General features: G+C 61.7%; 16 protein-coding genes. All 16 read right to left on the bottom strand.

What is annotated here, in order from left to right; translation table 11 throughout:
- Nucleotides 1–5 precede the first annotated feature (5 nt).
- The 16 genes from JAB4_RS11730 to pstS all read right to left on the bottom strand — a co-directional run bounded on the left by JAB4_RS11730 (nucleotide 6) and on the right by pstS (nucleotide 15,434).
- Nucleotides 6–434, bottom strand: coding sequence for an XRE family transcriptional regulator (locus JAB4_RS11730; RefSeq protein WP_070218064.1), 429 nt, complete (start codon nucleotides 432–434; stop codon nucleotides 6–8).
- 21 nt (nucleotides 435–455) lie between these two features.
- Nucleotides 456–857 carry a type II toxin-antitoxin system RelE/ParE family toxin gene (locus JAB4_RS11725; RefSeq protein ID WP_070218063.1) on the bottom strand — a complete coding sequence of 134 codons (402 nt, stop codon included), beginning with the start codon at nucleotides 855–857 and terminating at the stop codon, nucleotides 456–458.
- Between the two features lie 58 nt (nucleotides 858–915).
- A complete protein-coding gene (locus JAB4_RS11720) occupies nucleotides 916–1,644 on the bottom strand; it encodes a LytTR family DNA-binding domain-containing protein (protein ID WP_070218062.1) in 729 nt (242 codons plus the stop codon).
- A gap of 11 nt (nucleotides 1,645–1,655) precedes the next feature.
- Nucleotides 1,656–2,732: a histidine kinase gene (locus tag JAB4_RS11715; RefSeq protein WP_070218061.1), complete on the bottom strand. Its 1,077-nt coding sequence runs from the start codon at nucleotides 2,730–2,732 to the stop codon at nucleotides 1,656–1,658.
- A gap of 6 nt (nucleotides 2,733–2,738) precedes the next feature.
- Nucleotides 2,739–3,554, bottom strand: coding sequence for a DUF5668 domain-containing protein (locus JAB4_RS11710; RefSeq protein WP_070218059.1), 816 nt, complete (start codon nucleotides 3,552–3,554; stop codon nucleotides 2,739–2,741).
- Nucleotides 3,544–3,927, bottom strand: a complete 384-nt coding sequence (locus JAB4_RS11705) for a DUF5668 domain-containing protein (protein ID WP_070218057.1) — start codon at nucleotides 3,925–3,927, stop codon at nucleotides 3,544–3,546. Before JAB4_RS11705 ends, JAB4_RS11710 begins: the two co-directional genes overlap by 11 nt.
- A 383-nt stretch (nucleotides 3,928–4,310) precedes the next feature.
- The gene (locus JAB4_RS11700) at nucleotides 4,311–5,225 is read right to left on the bottom strand and encodes an NAD-dependent epimerase/dehydratase family protein (RefSeq protein WP_070218082.1); all 915 of its coding nucleotides are present in this window, start codon (nucleotides 5,223–5,225) and stop codon (nucleotides 4,311–4,313) included.
- 94 nt (nucleotides 5,226–5,319) lie between these two features.
- Nucleotides 5,320–7,266: an ATP-dependent helicase gene (locus JAB4_RS11695; RefSeq protein WP_070218055.1), complete on the bottom strand. Its 1,947-nt coding sequence runs from the start codon at nucleotides 7,264–7,266 to the stop codon at nucleotides 5,320–5,322.
- A 33-nt stretch (nucleotides 7,267–7,299) separates the two neighbouring features.
- On the bottom strand, nucleotides 7,300–8,496 hold the full coding sequence (gene senA / locus JAB4_RS11690) for a selenoneine synthase SenA (protein WP_227742142.1): 1,197 nt from the start codon (nucleotides 8,494–8,496) through the stop codon (nucleotides 7,300–7,302).
- Nucleotides 8,497–8,572: 76 nt separating this feature from the next.
- A complete protein-coding gene (gene phoR / locus JAB4_RS11685; protein ID WP_070218053.1) occupies nucleotides 8,573–9,889 on the bottom strand; it encodes a phosphate regulon sensor histidine kinase PhoR in 1,317 nt (438 codons plus the stop codon).
- An 11-nt stretch (nucleotides 9,890–9,900) separates the two neighbouring features.
- On the bottom strand, nucleotides 9,901–10,590 hold the full coding sequence (locus JAB4_RS11680; RefSeq protein ID WP_034755074.1) for a response regulator: 690 nt from the start codon (nucleotides 10,588–10,590) through the stop codon (nucleotides 9,901–9,903).
- Between the two features lie 5 nt (nucleotides 10,591–10,595).
- Complete coding sequence (gene phoU, locus JAB4_RS11675) at nucleotides 10,596–11,306, bottom strand: phosphate signaling complex protein PhoU (RefSeq protein WP_070218051.1); 711 nt, start codon at nucleotides 11,304–11,306, stop codon at nucleotides 10,596–10,598.
- Between the two features lie 48 nt (nucleotides 11,307–11,354).
- Nucleotides 11,355–12,149, bottom strand: coding sequence for a phosphate ABC transporter ATP-binding protein PstB (gene pstB, locus JAB4_RS11670; RefSeq protein ID WP_034755069.1), 795 nt, complete (start codon nucleotides 12,147–12,149; stop codon nucleotides 11,355–11,357).
- Nucleotides 12,150–12,175: 26 nt separating this feature from the next.
- On the bottom strand, nucleotides 12,176–13,072 hold the full coding sequence (gene pstA / locus JAB4_RS11665; protein WP_070218049.1) for a phosphate ABC transporter permease PstA: 897 nt from the start codon (nucleotides 13,070–13,072) through the stop codon (nucleotides 12,176–12,178).
- The gene (gene pstC, locus JAB4_RS11660; protein ID WP_227742171.1) at nucleotides 13,069–14,040 is read right to left on the bottom strand and encodes a phosphate ABC transporter permease subunit PstC; all 972 of its coding nucleotides are present in this window, start codon (nucleotides 14,038–14,040) and stop codon (nucleotides 13,069–13,071) included. Before pstC ends, pstA begins: the two co-directional genes overlap by 4 nt.
- Before the next feature lie 344 nt (nucleotides 14,041–14,384).
- Entirely contained in the window at nucleotides 14,385–15,434 is a 1,050-nt protein-coding gene (gene pstS, locus JAB4_RS11655) for a phosphate ABC transporter substrate-binding protein PstS (protein ID WP_070218044.1), read from the bottom strand.
- Between the last annotated feature and the right edge of the window lie 12 nt (nucleotides 15,435–15,446).

The following is a 15,446-nucleotide window of genomic DNA, read 5'->3' as shown; positions in this document are numbered from 1 at the left end:
TCTCTTCAGGTGTTGCCAGCCCGCTTGCGCGGCACACTGGCCTTCCGCTTTCCTGGGGGCGTCGCAGATGCAGCAAGTGCGCTGTCATGGACATCGGCATCAACTTCCTGGCTACGCAGAAAATTCTGCAGTTCGATACGAACACCGTTTTTCGCAACGACCGACAATTCCAATGTCATGCCCAGCGATTGCAGGAAGCGGCGCAAGGTCGAGACATAGGTATCGGTACGCTTTTCCAGTTGGGAAACGGCATGCTGTTGAATCCCCAGTTCCCTGGCAACCTCCGCCTGGGTCTTGCCCACGGCCTTGCGGAAATCCGTCAGCGTGGCAGCATGCGCTATCATTTCCTGCATTTTCTCCTGGGACAGAGCCGCAATTTTTGCCTGACGCTCGGCCGGCAAACTGTGGATCACGTCATTCAGATTTCTTCCCATGGCTAGCTCCTGTTCCTGAAATCATCTCCTGCCTTTGCCCTGCCTTGCTGTCGCCGTGGTCAGGTTTTTGAGGTGTTGCTCGTAGCGCGCATTTGCCTTGAACAACAAATCCCTGTCAAACCTGTCCTCGCCGATACCCTGCTTGGCTGCCGCAACCAGAATCACCGCCTCTCGCCGGGTATCGAAAGCAAAGACCGCACGCCACACCTCTGCCCCGTTATTGCCCTTGAAACGCAGCTCTTTCATGTTCGGGTGTTTAGGATGCTTCAACGTCCCGACATGAGGACGCCCGGCAGCCGGCCCCAGCTTCGACAGCGCATCGGCACTCGCCAGCAATTCATCCTGGACATCTATCGGCAGAGCATCGAATTCCGCATCGAAGTCATCGTGAAACGTGACCGGCCAAGTCTTCGGCGCATTCAATTATCATCTCCTGATGATATCACGCATAGATGATTAAGCATCTATGCCATAGAAAATGCTAGCCCACCAGTAATCTGAGTTTCTGATACCCCGCCTTGCTCACGGGTATCCTCGTCTCGTCGCGCAAGATGGCCACGTGGCTGTCCTTGGTGGCCGCCTCGATGCGGCGGATGCCGTCGATATTGAGCAGGTACGAGCGGTGTACGCGCAGGAACTTGGCGGGATCGAGCTGGGTTTCCAGCTCCGATAAACGTTGGCTTTTCAGGTAGGACTTGCCCTCGGAACGGATGCTGATGTAGTCGTCCTGCGCCTCGATGTAATCGATCCGGGCACTGGCGATGACGTGGACCTTGGCGCCGTCGCGTATCAGCACGCGATCCAGGGGCGCGGCGCGCGTGGCCGCCTCGCGCGCCACCATTTGCACAGTGTCCGGCGTGCTGCGGTTGGCGCGCGCATGGGCCAGCGCCTGGTCGAAGCGCTGTTCGCTGAACGGTTTCAGCAGGTAATCGAGCGCATGGCATTCGAACGCCTTCAAGGCGTACTGGTCGTAGGCCGTGACAAAGATCAGCTTAGTCTTCGCGCCGATCAGCTCGGCCACTTCGAAACCGTCCAGGCGCGGCATCTGGATGTCGAGGAACACCAGTTCCGGTTCCAGTTCCGCGATGGCCTTGACGGCGTCGAAGCCGTTGGCGCACTCGGCCACGATGTCGATATCGTCGTGGCGCGCCAGGTATTCGCGCAGCACGCTGCGCGCCAGTAATTCATCATCGACGATGGCCACCCGCATTCTTGCCTGCATCATGCTTCCTCCGTGCCGCCGGTCTGCGCAGGCATCGATAAGGTTACTTCAAACGTCGCGCCGTGCCGCGTCCAGTGCACGCCGGCCTTGTGGCCATACGCGCCGGCCAGGCGCTGGCGTACATTTTCCAGGCCCACGCCATTGCCGCGCGCTGGCCCCTGATACGCATCAACAGGATTGCGCACGGCAATCTGCAACAGGCTGCCCGCGCGCCGGACTTCGATGGCGATCAGGCCGCCCTCCGTCAAGCCGCAGATGCCGTGCTTGACGGCATTTTCCACCAGCGGCTGTATCAGCATGGGCGGCAGCAAACAGGCCAGCGCGGCAGTGTCGATGCTTTCCGCCACTTGCAGGCGTTCGCCGAAGCGCACTTGCTCGATGGCGAGAAAGTGGCGGATCAGCACCAGCTCCTCTTGCACGGTAATGTGCTTGTGCGCTTCCAGGCTCAGGCTCTGGCGAAAGAAACTGGCCAGCTGCACCGTCATCTGGCGCGCGCCCGCCGCATCGATAGACGTCAGGGCGCTGATGGAGTTCAGGCTGTTGAACAGGAAATGCGGATCGATTTGCGTGCGCAGCATGCGCAGTTGCGCTTCCTGCGCCATCAGCTGCGCTTCCAGGCCCCGCTGCTCGGCCATGCTGGCGCGCACGAATTCGAGCAGCAGATAATGCACGGCGGCGGCCAGACAATACAGCAGCGCGCCCAGGCCGAAGAACAGGGCCAGCAGCGACTGCGTCAGGTCCACGCCCAGCCAGCGCACATCCGGCAACAGGCTGACGCTGTTCAGAAATTGCAGCAGGGTTGCCCACAGCAAGCCCGCGAACAGGGCCGCCACGCCCATCACGCCGGCAATGGCGAGCGGATGGCGCGCGTGCAAGGGATAGGCGCGGCACAGGTAAAACGCGGAAAAGCCCGAACCGATCGCATACACGAGCGTGGCGGGCACCACCAGCAGGACGGCATTGAGCCAAGGCGCGTGCGCCACCCTGGCCAGGAGGGAGGCCAGGGCCAGGCCCAGCGCGATGCACACCAGGAACACCACCACGGCGCCGCGCCGCTTCGACAAGGGTCCGGACATGCGCGCCTAGTTGCGGATTTCCAGGCCGCCCATGATGGCGTAACCCGTCACGTACAGGCGCTTGTTCTGGTTTGGCGGCACGATGGTCTTTTCTTCGAAGCCGCCAAGGATGGGCGTGCCTTGCAGCACGACGCTCCAGTCGGGCGGAATTTTGATGGTGACGCCGCCGCACAGGGCAAACACGTTGAGCACGGCTTCGCCGTCGATCGATGCCTGGCGCAAGTCGATTTCGCAGCCGGCCATGATGACGTTGATATCGCCGCCCCTGAAGCGCTGCGACGACACGCGCCGCACGTAGCCGCCGAGGATGGCCGTCACTTCGATGATGCTGTCGTCGTCGGCCTGGCCGCCCGTGCCAGGCGCCGCAGTGGCATCGGCGGGTTCCTTGTCGAGCGACACGGCGCCATTCCTGGCCTGGCCGAAGGCGTCGGGCGCTGCGCCAGCCTCGGGCGGCGCGGCAAAATGCCGGCGGCGCTGCCGCTGCTGTGCGCCAGGCAAGGATTTCGACACCACGGCCACGCCGGCGGCGATGATGAGCAGCGGCCACAGCATGCTCCAGTTAATATAAAACAAGCCCATGGCTTTCAGGGTCCAGCTCAGGCCCAGCAAGACCATCACGCCGCCGAGGATGTAGCCGGAGCGGTTATGGCTTTGCGATATTTTCAGCAAGCCGAAAATGATCAGGATGGTGGGCCAGAAACGGAAGGTGTAGCGCACATTGATGAAGCCGAGGTTATCGAGCAGGAACAGCAGCCCCAGGACGATGACGATGACGCCCAGCACGATCTGCGATGGCGAGTGCAGCGGCGGTCTATTTTTCATGCTCGGACTCCCGATAGGCAATAAAATGTTTGTTCAACAGCGGCTCCAGCACGAGGCCCACGCCCCAGGCGATCAGCAAGGCTGGCCAGCTATTGTAGAAATTCAAGTTCCACAGTTCTTCATACGACACATACCACCAGGCGGCGAAGAAGATCAGCCACAAGCCGCTCAATACCTGCTTGGCGGACACGGGCGCGACCAGCTTGTTGAGGCCGAAGACGACCAGTATCAGCGGCCAATAATGCCATAGTGCATAGTAATCATGAAGATGGATCACATCGAGCCGGTCCAGCAGGATCACGGCGCCGATGGCGATCAGCAACACGCCCCACAACAGCTGGGTACGGCGGTAGTACGCTGGTTCAGGTTTCACGGTCGCCCCTTGAAGTGAATTGATCGTAAAGATACGCGGATTTCGGCTGCGCGAAAACAGCGCTTCGGCGAATGGCGGACAGGTGGCGGTGAATGGCGCAACGGCGGAACGACAGGCAAAAAAAAGACCGGCTAGGGCCGGCCTTGAAGGGATTCGCAGTTCACACCGCGACCTGGAGTTGCAGTGCATAGCCGCGCGGCGCAGGGCGCAAACGCGGGCAGAAATCTGGTGCCGATCCTTGAGGCGACCGGCTGACCTGCTGGAAGATCGAACATGCCGCCAACTTCACGGCAGTGCGTCTCAACCAAGCAAAGGCATCATACTCCCGATCGGACTAAAGCACCGTTCGCTAGCGCACACAGATGCGGATTTGCTGAGCTGCATCAAGCAGCCGTGGCGTGCGGCGAACGCAGCATGTCGTTCCCGATCCATGCCAGCACGGACGGCCCCTGCGGCTGCCAGCCCAGCAGCTTGCGCGACAGTTCCCCGCGCACGCGGCTGTTGGAACCGAGGCCGTACGAGGCCATCTCGTAGCCCCATTCGGCAATCGCCTCGGGCAGCGGCCAGTCCTGCGCGGGGCCCAGGTCCAGTGCATGGGCGATGGCGGCCGTCATGTCGCGGAAAGCCGCTTCGCCCGACTCGACAAAGTAAAAGGTGCCGGCCGGGGATTTTTCCAGCGCCAGCAAATACAGGCTGACGACATCGTCGATATGCACGTTGGACCAGATGTTGCGGCCCGGCCCCACGTGGCGCACGATGCCGCTCTTGCGCGCCTGCTTGAGCAAACGGGGCAGCTGCACGCTGTCGCGCGGCAAGGCGCCGTGGCCGTAGATCAAGGTGTTGCACAACACGCTGGCGCGCACGCCCTTGTTTGCGCTGGCCAGCACCAGCTCATCGATGGCGACCCGTGCCGCCTTGTCGGCCGTGGGCGCCGGCAGCTTGTCTTCATAATAGATCTGTTCCGTGCCCTCGCCGCCCGACGCGTCGCCCACAATGGACGAGCCGCTGGTGTGGAGGAAAGGCTTGTTGCTGCCGGCCAGCGCTTCAATAATCGCTTCCACGGCGCCTCGGTGGTCGCTGCTGGCCGCATTGATGACGGCGTCCGCCGCCTTCGCTTGCTCGATGATCAGCTCGCGGTCGTTCAAGGTACCGACGATACCCTGCACGCCGATAGTGGCCAGCTCGGCCACCTGCTCCGGCTTGCGCACGAGGCCCGTGACCTGATGGCCGGCCCGCACGAGGCCCGCCGCGATGGAACTGCCGATGAAACCTGCCGCACCTGTCAAGAATACTCGCATCATTACTCCTTTGTTGGTTCAGATTGCAATCAATCACAGCAACAAAGTATGCCCGCTTTCGTCTTTCGCAAAAAGCGGCCGCGCGGCAAAAGATTTATGCCTTGGACGCAACAGTCTTGTTTTTCAGCTGCAGGGCGGCGATGTAGCGGCTCCGGTAGGCGGGGTCTTCCGGCGTCAGCAAGCTGAGCCTGTCGCGTGCGCGCGTGGCGGCCACATAAAAACGGTTCTCTTCTTCCAGCGGATCAGTCTTGCTGCGCGGGAATTCGTCGACGGCCAGGTAAGGCAGGATCACGTGGTTGTATTCGAGGCCCTTGATCTGGTCGATGCAGGCGATGACCAGCTTGGCCTTGCCAGTCGAGACCGTCACGGCGTCTTCCATCTCGCCCAGCCAGCCGGCGAAGCCGCCCAGCGCCACGCCCGCTTCGCGGCACACGGCGATAAAGCCATGCAGGGAACGGGCGACGACCCGCGCCTGGGCAGGGTCGACATAGATGCGGCGCGCCGTCTGTTCCAGCTGCATCAGGCCAAAGATGTGCTGCAGCGCGTCGCCGGCCAGGGCGTCGGGGGGCAGCGCGCGCAGGTAGTCGACGGCGGCCAGGGTCAGCGCCGCCTTGTCCTGGTTCTGCGACTTGGCCAGCTGGTTCGTCAAGAAGCCTTCCAGCAAGTCAGGGTAATTGGCCACGTCGGCCTTGGCTTGCTGCAATTCCGCGCGTGTAAAAGGGATTTCCGCGAAGGCCACCAGGGCTTCGAGGATTTCGCCGCGGCGCGGGCCGCTCTTGATCGCGTGCAAATCCTTGCGGGCGATGGCGACCATGCCGCGCAGCATCAGCACTTCCAGGCTCAGCAGATAACTGTTCATGTCCACCAGGCCATACGCGATGCCGCTCTGGAACAGGGCCGTTTCCACGCGGATCGCCTGGTCGCGGTCGCGCAGCAAGATGGCTGTCGTGCCCGCATGTGCGTGTTCGAGCGCGGCGATCAGCTGGGCGCTGCACGCTTGCGGCTGCGCATGGTCATACTCGAGCAGTTCAATGTGGGTGGCGCGCGACAGGGCCGACACGCTGGGCTTGTTTTTCAGCACGCCCACGGCCTGCGCCAGTTGCGGGCCGTAGCGGTAGGACGCCGTCAGCGGCAGGCGCTGCAAGGCGGGAAATTCCTGCTCGAAGCGCTGGCGCAGGAAGCGGTGGTCAGCGCCCGACCACGTGTAGATCACTTGATCCTTGTCGCCGGCGCCGCAGAAAAAGGCGTTGCCGCGGCGTATCAGCATGGTCAGCAGGCGGAACGACGCCTCGTTCAGGTCGTGCAATTCATCGGCCACGATGATCTGGAACGCGGGCAATTGCTGGCGCAACGGTTCGTCGCCGTCGAGCATGCGCACGAGGTCGTAGGTGGCGTCGAAGGGCGCGCGGAACTGGATATCGCCCGTGTCGGCGCCGCGCAAGCCTTCATATTCGCGCAGCCACAGATAATGCGTGCGCGACATGCCCAGCATTTCCAGGTTGTCGTCCAGGGAATTGCTCTCGAAGTCGGGATTCTGGAAATCCAGGCGCGCCTTGGTGCGCAATTGCAGTTTCAGGAATTCGGCGATGGCGCCATTCGTCGTGTTGATTTCCAGCGGATAGCGGTGAGCGTATTTCTCGGAGACCACTTCCAGCGCTTCCCAGGCCACGGGGCGCAGCTCTTCATCGCTGCGCATGGAGGCCACCTGCATGTTTTCCAGCTGCAACAGCACCTTGGCGGCAAAGGCGTCGAAGGTGTCGATCGTCAGGCGCTTGACGACGCCCAGCGGCACGCCCACTTCCAGCAGGCGCTGGCGCAGGGCCACGCGCGCCGCTTCCGTGAAGACGAGGGCCAGCATGCGTTCGGGCGCGCGGCCCCGGTGCAGGGCCTCGGCCAGGCGCAGGGCCAGGGTCGTCGTCTTGGCCGCGCCGGCATTGGCGTCGATCAAGACCACTTTCTTTTGCGCCGTCTGGATGGCGACCTGCTCCGGCGTGGGCGTGATGCGTTTGGGAATGAACTGCGGGGCGTTATCTGTACTCAAGGGTATCCTGAAATGATGTCTGTTCTCGGCGCGCTACCAGGCGCAGGTGCGCAAGCCGGCAAAGATGTCGCCCCGTTCGGGCGCATGGAAGGCGCGCATGCGGGCCGAATGCAGGCGCGGCGGCGTGGCGAAGGAGGCGCCGCGCAGTACCTGGTGCTGCATGAAATACGGCGCCGAATATTCGCGCCAGGCATCCACCGCAAAGCCCGGATACGGCTCGAACGGCGTCGCCGTCCACTCCCACACCTGGCCCCAGTGAAAGCGCGGGTGGCCGGACAGCGCAGCATACTCCCATTCCGCTTCGGTCGCCAGGCGGCGCCCGGCCCAGGCGCAGTAGGCCTGCGCTTCATACAGGTTGATGTGGCGCACGGCTTCGTTCGGCGGCAAGGTCGTGCGCTGCCCGAAACGCATGGTGCGCCACTGCGTCGCTTCGCGCAGCCAGTACAGCGGCGACGAGCGCTCCTGCCGCATCAGCCAGGCGCTGCCGGCCGCGCTCCAGAACTGGCGGTTCTGGTAACCGCCATCGGCGACAAAATCGGCAAACTGGGCATTGGATACGGCGCAGGCATCGATGGAAAACGGCGCCACGTAGCAGCTGTGGGGCGGCGATTCATTGTCGAAGGCAAATCCGGCACCGCGCGGCGAACCCAGTGCGATGGTACCGCCAGGGAGAGCGATCTGGCCCGCTCCGGGCGGCAAGGCCGGGCTGGCGGCCAGGGATTCGGGTGCTTCCAGGCCCAGCCATTGCAGACCGGCCAGCATTTCCTCGCCACACAAGTCTTCATGGGCCAGGGCCAGCCGGTACGGCGCCAGGGCGCTGTCGACATTGGCTTCGCGCGACAGTTTATCGAGGACCCTGTCGAGTACTTCGTGGCAATACGTTTTGACGGCGCCAGGACTGGGCAGTTCCAGCGTCCAGCGCGCGCGCTGCTGCACCATGTTGGCGTCGAACAAGTCGTCGCCGCGTGTCAGCAGGGAGTTATAAATGGCATCGGCCGGATGGCTGGACGCCGCTTCGCGCAGGATGAACCACTCGGCAAACCAGGCGATCTGCGCCAGTTGCCATAAAGGCGGATTGAGGCGCGGATGACGGGGCAGGCCCGCCACCACGTCCAGGCCGGCAGTGACGTAACAGTCAAACAGGGAAAGGGTGTCCTGGCGCGCGGCCAGCAGCGACTGGGCCAGTTGCTGCGCGCCGGCTTGGCGAAAAGAGGCGTTGATTAAAGTCATAGCCAGATTGTAACGACTTATGCCAACTTTGCACTAGTCGCACGGGAAACAGGCAGGGGATGCTCCCCTCCCCGGCCTACTTGACCAGCAACTCGCCCTGCAGCGGCGTGACGACGGATTTGGGCATGCTGACGATAAAACTGCTGCCCTTGTCGGCCACGGACTGGATGGCCAGGGTACCGCCGTGGCGCAGCAGCACGTGCTTGACGATGGCCAGGCCCAGGCCCGTGCCCTGCGTTTCGCGCGAGCGGCTCTTGTCGACGCGGTAGAAACGTTCCGTCAGGCGCGAAATATGTTCCTGGCTGATGCCGATGCCTGTGTCTTGCGCGATGAATTGCGGTCCGGCCGGGCCATCCTGCCAGCGCAGGGTGATGGTGCCGCCGGCCGGCGTGTAGCGCACGGCGTTCGAGGCCAGGTTGCCGAAGGCGCTGTACAGTTCATCGTAGCTGCCCAACACGTCGGGGCCGTCGCATTCCATGGTCACTTCATGCTTGCCGGCCGACAAGCCCTTGGCGTCGCGCAAGACTTGCTGCATGAGCTTTTTGATGTCCACGGGCTCGGGGCGCAGCGGATAGTCGACCGATTCCAGGCGCGACAGGGTCAGCATGTCCTCGATCAGATGCTGCATGCGGTGGCCCTGCTCCGTCATCAGCTTGAGGTGGGCGGCGCGCGTGGCGGCATCGAGGTCCAGCTCGGCGGAAGCGATTTCCAGGAAGCCGACGATGACCGTCAGCGGCGTGCGCAATTCGTGCGAAGCGTTGGCGATGAAGTCGCGGCGCATCATTTCGATGCGTTCCGTCTCCGTCACATCGTGCGTGACGAGGATCTGGCGGCGGTTCTCGAACGGGATGATTTGCACGATCAGCTTGCGGTTGCGGAAGGTAATCGTCAGCGGCTGGTCGTAGCGGCCCAGGATGATGTAATCCATGAACTCGGGGCTGCGGATCAAATTCGTCACGCGCATGCCCTTGTCGCGCTCGTGCGTGAGGCCCAGGTGTTTCTCGGCGGCAGGATTGCACCATTCGAGGAACAGCACGTCATCCATGATGACTACGCCGTCGGGCAACAGATGCATGGCCTGGCGGAAACGCGCCAGCCATTCCGTCAGCTCGGCCTGGTTTTTCTCGTCATCGCGGCGCATGCGGTACAGGCGCGCGAAGATGCTGGTCCAGGCGCCCCAGCCGTCGGGCAGCTTGGCGCTTTGCGGATTGTCCAGCCAGTTACTCAGCTGGAAAAGATACGACAGCTGCACGAACACCATCATGGCCATCAGCACGAAGGCGATGCCCAGCGCATACGTGGCGCCGAACAGATACCAGACGACGGCCACGCCCAGCAGCGCCAGCACCATGCGCAGGGCGGCCGGTACCCAGAACAGCAATTTCGGATTCATAGAGTGAGGCTTTACTTTTCAGACAACATGTAGCCGACGCTGCGCACCGTCTTGATCAGGCTTTCCGCCTCTTTCAAGGCTTTGCGCAAGCGCAATACGTGGACATCGACCGTGCGTTCCTCGATCACCACATGGTCGCCCCACACCTTGTCGAGCAGCTGGCTGCGCGAAAACACGCGCTCCGGATGGGCCAGCAGGAATTTCAGCAGCTTGTATTCGGCATGGCCGATATCGATCTTCTGTTCATCCATCATGACGGTGCAGCTGACGGGGTCCAGGGCCACGTTGCCGGCGCGCATGGGCGCCTGCGCGTGTTCCGGACTCTTGCGTCGCAACAGCGCTTTGGCGCGGGCCAGCAGCTCGCGCGGCGAGAACGGCTTGGTGACGTAATCGTCGGCCCCGCTGTTCAGTCCGGCCAGCTTGTCTTCTTCCATGCTCTTGGCGGTGAGCATGATGACGGGGATGGCGGCGAAATTGCGGTCGGCGCGGATGCGCGACAGCAGGCGCAAACCCGTCTGGTCCGGCAGCATCCAGTCCAGCAGGATCAGATGCGGCGTGCGGTGCTGGATGAATTCCCAGGCATCGGCGACGTTTTGTACGGAACAGCAATTCCAGCCGGATTCGCGCAGCGAATAGGTCACCAGTTCAACGATGGCCGGCTCATCTTCAACAATCAATACCGTGGTTTTATCAGATGCCATAAAGCTTACTCAGGGAGCTCCTCGGAAATGGCGGGAGCAGCCACCTTGGTGTGGCGGATGTCCTTGCCTTCAACCACGTAAATCACGTATTCGGCGATGTTTTTCGCATGGTCGCCGATCCGTTCGATGGCCTTGGCCACCCACAGGGTATCGAGCGCCGCCGAAATCGTGCGCGGGTCTTCCATCATAAAGGTAATCAGGTTGCGCATGATAGACCGAAACTCATGGTCGATGATGGCGTCTTGTGCAATTAATTGTAATGCCTGCTTGCCATCGTTGCGCGCGAAGGCGTCCAGCGCGTCGTGCAGCATGTCGGTGGCCGTGTTGGCGATGCCGCGCACCATCTCGTAATGGTTGACGACGGCGTTGCCCCGCTTGTGCAAGTTCTTCGCCACGCGGGCGATTTTGGTCGCCTCGTCGCCTACGCGCTCGAGGTCGGTAATCACCTTGATAGTGGCCATGATGGTGCGCAAGTCGTTGGCGGCCGGCTGGCGGCGCACGATCAAATGGCTGCAGGCATCGTCCAGCGACACTTCCAGCTGGTTGACGACGTCGTCTTCGCGCATCACGCGGTCGGCGCGTTCCGGGTTGCCGATGCGAAAGCATGTCATCGCGTCGAGGAACTGGGTTTCAACGATGCCGCCCATCAGGAGCACTTTCGAGCGGATCGCTTCGAGTTCGTTGTCGTATTGCTTGGATGAATGTTCGCCTATCATGCTGTCTCTCCGTATTCAGTAGTCTTGTATATCGTTATTCTGGGCGGATCAGCCGAAGCGGCCCGTGATGTAATCCTGCGTTTCCTTGCGGGCCGGATTCATGAAAATCTGGTCCGTTTCGCCGAATTCCACCAGCTCGCCCAGATACATATACGCCGTGTAGTCGGAGCAGCGCGCCGCCTGCTGCATATTGTGCGTCACGATGGCGATCGTGTAATCCTGTTTCAGTTCGCTGATCAGCTCTTCCACCTTCGAGGTCGAGATCGGGTCCAGCGCCGAGGTCGGCTCATCGAGCAGCAAGACGTCCGGTTTCACGGCCACGCCGCGCGCAATGCACAGGCGCTGCTGCTGGCCGCCCGACAGCGACAGGCCGCTTTTCGTCAGCTTGTCCTTGACTTCGCCCCACAGCGCGGCCTTCTTCAGGGCCCACTCGACGCGCTCATCCATTTCGCCCTTCGACAGGTCTTCATACAGGCGCACGCCGAAGGCGATGTTGTCGTAGACGGACATGGGGAACGGCGTGGGCTTCTGGAACACCATGCCGACCTTGGCGCGCAGCATGTTGACGTCCTGGTCGGCGTCGAGCACGTTGCGGCCGCGGTACAGGATGGAGCCTTCCGCGCGCTGGCCCGGATACAGGTCGTACATGCGGTTCAGGGTGCGCAGCAGGGTCGACTTGCCGCAACCGGACGGGCCGATGAAGGCCGTGACCTTCTTCTCGTGAATGTCCAGGTTGACGTTATGCAAGCTTTGCGTTTTGCCGTAAAAAAAGTTCAGGCCCGAAATCTCGATGGTTTTTTTCTTTGGCGCCAAGTCTTGGGCTGGATTCATTTGCGTATTCATATGGGTTCGCTTCGCTCGGTATCTGTTTAATGTGGGACTTTTTGGCTGAACACGGTGCGCGACAGGATATTCAGGGCCAGCACGCTGAAGGTGATCAGCAGTGCGCCGCCCCAGGCCAGCGAGCGCCAGTTGTCGTACGGGCTCATTGCAAACGATGCGATGACGGACGGCAAGTTGGCCATCGGCGCATTCATGTTAAAGCTTTGGAACTGGTTATTCAGGGCCGTGAACAGCAGCGGCGCCGTTTCGCCGGCGATGCGGGCCAGGGCCAGCAGTACGCCGGTGATGACGCCAGCTTTTACAGCGCGCAAGCGCACCAGGGTGGCGACCTTCCAGCGCGGCGCACCGAGGGCAAATGCCGCTTCCAGCAGGCTGTTCGGCACCAGGCGCAGCATATTGTCCGTCGTGCGCACCACCACGGGCACGGCGATCAGGGACAAGGCGATGGCACCGGCGTAACCGGAGAAGTGTTTCACGTGCGCCACGTACAGCGCATACACGAACAGGCCGATGACGATCGATGGCGCCGACAGCATGATGTCGGTGACGAAACGCGTCACTTGCGCCAGCTTGTTTTCTTCGCCGTATTCCGCCAGGTAGATGCCGGCCAGGATGCCGATCGGGGTGCTGACGACGGTGGCCAGGCCCACCATCAGGGCGCTGCCGACGATGGCATTGATCAGGCCGCCGCCTTCGCTGCCGGGAGCCGGCGTCGTTTGCGTGAACAGATCGACGGACAGCGCGCCGAAACCCTTGATCACCAGCGTGAACAAAATCCACACGAGCACGGCCAGGCCCAGGGCCATGGCGGCCACCGACAGGGCGATGCCGACGCGGTGCATCAGCAGGCGCTTGCGGTAGACGGGGTTCATGGCCGGCTTGGCCGGAACGTCGAGGGTGCTAACTTGGCTGAGTTGGCTCATTTCGTGCCTTCCTTGCGGGACATGCCAGCCAGCATCAGCTTGGCGGCGGATAAGACGATAAAGGTGATGACAAACAGGATCAGGGCCAGCGAGAACAGCGACGATACGTGCAACGCCGATTGCGCTTCGCCGAATTCGTTCGCCAGCAGCGAGGTGATGCTGTTACCGGCGGCAAACAGCGACCACGACAGTTTATTCGCGTTGCCGATGACGAAGGTCACGGCCATGGTCTCGCCCAGCGCGCGGCCAAGGCCCAGCATGACGCCGCCGACGACGCCGGTCTTGGTGTATGGCAAGACGATCTTGCGCACCACTTCCCAGCGCGTGCAGCCCAGACCGTAGGCGGATTCCTTCAGCACGGCAGGGACGATTTCGAACACATCGCGCATCACGGAAGCGATGAAGGGGATGATCATGATGGCCAGCACCAGGCCGGCCGTCAGCAGGCCGATGCCCATCATGGGGCCGCTGAACAGCTGGCCGATGACGGGCACGTTGCCCAGCGTGGCTTTCAGCAGGGGCTGGACGTGGTCGGCGAACAGGGGCGCGAAGACGAACAGGCCCCAGATGCCGTAGATGATCGATGGCACGCCGGCCAGCAGCTCGACAGCCGTGCCCAGCGGGCGGCGCAGCCAGGCCGGGCAGATTTCCGTGAGGAACAGGGCGATGCCGAAGCTGACGGGAAAGGCGATCAGCAAGGCGATGACGGACGTCACCAGGGTGCCGATGATGGGGATCAGGGCGCCGTACTGATCATTGACGGGGTCCCATTCCGCGGACACGATGAAATGCAGGCCGAAGGTCTTGAAGGCCGGTATCGATTCCATGATCAGCGAAATGATGATGCCGACCAGGACGATCAGCACCGACAGGGCGAACAGCATCGTCACCTTGTGGAACATGAAATCCTGGAAGCGCTGCTTGCGCATGGTGGAAAGCATTTGCGCGTGACTGATGGAATCGGTCATGGTGCCGCCTGGCAGGGGAATCGTGGAGGAGGTAGATTGTGCGCTCATATTGTGCCAGATGTGGGTGGTACTGCCGGTGCTGCTGTTTTAATACGCCTGTCAAAACCTACTGCGCATCGGGATTTACGGCCTGCGATGCTCACTGTACCTTTGTACAGTTGCGCTTCTCGACCGCAACTCCCTTCCGCTCGCTACGGTTTTGTCAGGCGTCGTTGCTTTTATTCTTTCAGCTACTTTTATTCTTTTAGCCAGGACCGTCTGCAAGGGCTTGCGGGCGGTCCTGGCTAACTCCCTGCCCCGCCATACTGCCGGCGGGGCAAGGATGAATGACTCAGGCTATGCGATTAGTAGATCGACTTGCCCGATGCATCTTTCAAATTGGCTTTCCACGATTCCTGCACCAGTTTCACGACCGATGCCGGCATCGGCACGTAGTCCAGTTCGACGGCAGCAGGGCCGCCGTTCTTGTAGGCCCAGTCGAAGAATTTCAGGACTTCTTTTGCCTTGGCTGGGTCAGCCTGAACTTTGTGCATCAGGATGAACGACACGCCCGTGATAGGCCAGCTGTTCTTGCCAGCCTGGTCGGTCAGGACCACGCCGAAGCCTGGGGTTTGCGTCCAGGGTGCCGAAGCGGCGGCGGCCTTGAAGTTTTCGTCGTCAGGCTGCAGGAAGTTGCCGTCCTTGTTTTGCAGCTGGGTGTGCGACATCTTGTTTTTCTTGGCGTAAGCCCACTCGACGTAGCCGATCGAACCCTTGATGCGCTGTACGTTGGCGGCGACGCCTTCGTTACCCTTGCCGCCCACGCCCACGGCCCATTTCACGGCCGAGCCAGCGCCGATTTTCGATTTGAATTCCGGATTGGTTTTCGACAGGAAGTCGGTGAACAGGAACGAGGTGCCCGAACCGTCGGCGCGGTGCACCACGGTGATTTCCGTGTCCGGCAGCTTGACGCCACTGTTCAGTGCGGCGATTTCAGGCGCGCTCCACTTGGTGATCTTGCCCAAGTAGATGTCGCCAACGACTTTACCCGTCATTTTCAGCTGGCCTGGGGTCACGCCGTCGAGGTTGACGATGGTGACCACGCCGCCCATGATGGCCGGGAACTGCATCAGGCCCGCTTCTTCCAGCTCTTCCGCCTTCAAAGGCATGTCCGAAGCGCCGAATTCAACAGTCTTGGCCTTGATTTGCTTGATGCCGGCGCCGGAACCGACGGACTGGTAGTTCAGGCCGTTGCCCGTGTTGGCTTTGTACGTTTCAGCCCATTTGGCGTAAATCGGGTACGGGAAGGTTGCACCAGCACCTGTCATATCTGCCGCCATGACGGAAGCGGAAGAAAATGCCATCGCTGCCGAAGCACCCACGACGATAAATTTGAACATTTGCTTCATTTGCATATCAAGTCCTCA

The sequence above is a fragment of the Janthinobacterium sp. HH102 genome, from assembly GCF_001758625.2.
Lineage (GTDB): Bacteria > Pseudomonadota > Gammaproteobacteria > Burkholderiales > Burkholderiaceae_D > Janthinobacterium.
The sequence above is the reverse complement of the archived record's forward strand: the minus strand, read 5'-3'. Positions and strand labels throughout refer to the sequence as shown.

Coding starts and splice junctions, on each gene's coding strand:
- pstB (WP_034755069.1), bottom strand. CDS start 12,149: ATGAATACGCAAATGAATCCAGCCCAAGACTTGGCGCCAAAGAAAAAA.
- pstA (WP_070218049.1), bottom strand. CDS start 13,072: ATGAGCCAACTCAGCCAAGTTAGCACCCTCGACGTTCCGGCCAAGCCG.
- phoU (WP_070218051.1), bottom strand. CDS start 11,306: ATGATAGGCGAACATTCATCCAAGCAATACGACAACGAACTCGAAGCG.
- JAB4_RS11700 (WP_070218082.1), bottom strand. CDS start 5,225: ATGCGAGTATTCTTGACAGGTGCGGCAGGTTTCATCGGCAGTTCCATC.
- pstS (WP_070218044.1), bottom strand. CDS start 15,434: ATGCAAATGAAGCAAATGTTCAAATTTATCGTCGTGGGTGCTTCGGCA.
- pstC (WP_227742171.1), bottom strand. CDS start 14,040: ATGACCGATTCCATCAGTCACGCGCAAATGCTTTCCACCATGCGCAAG.
- JAB4_RS11720 (WP_070218062.1), bottom strand. CDS start 1,644: ATGCGGGTGGCCATCGTCGATGATGAATTACTGGCGCGCAGCGTGCTG.
- JAB4_RS11710 (WP_070218059.1), bottom strand. CDS start 3,554: ATGAAAAATAGACCGCCGCTGCACTCGCCATCGCAGATCGTGCTGGGC.
- senA (WP_227742142.1), bottom strand. CDS start 8,496: ATGACTTTAATCAACGCCTCTTTTCGCCAAGCCGGCGCGCAGCAACTG.
- phoR (WP_070218053.1), bottom strand. CDS start 9,889: ATGAATCCGAAATTGCTGTTCTGGGTACCGGCCGCCCTGCGCATGGTG.
- JAB4_RS11730 (WP_070218064.1), bottom strand. CDS start 434: ATGGGAAGAAATCTGAATGACGTGATCCACAGTTTGCCGGCCGAGCGT.
- JAB4_RS11715 (WP_070218061.1), bottom strand. CDS start 2,732: ATGTCCGGACCCTTGTCGAAGCGGCGCGGCGCCGTGGTGGTGTTCCTG.
- JAB4_RS11680 (WP_034755074.1), bottom strand. CDS start 10,590: ATGGCATCTGATAAAACCACGGTATTGATTGTTGAAGATGAGCCGGCC.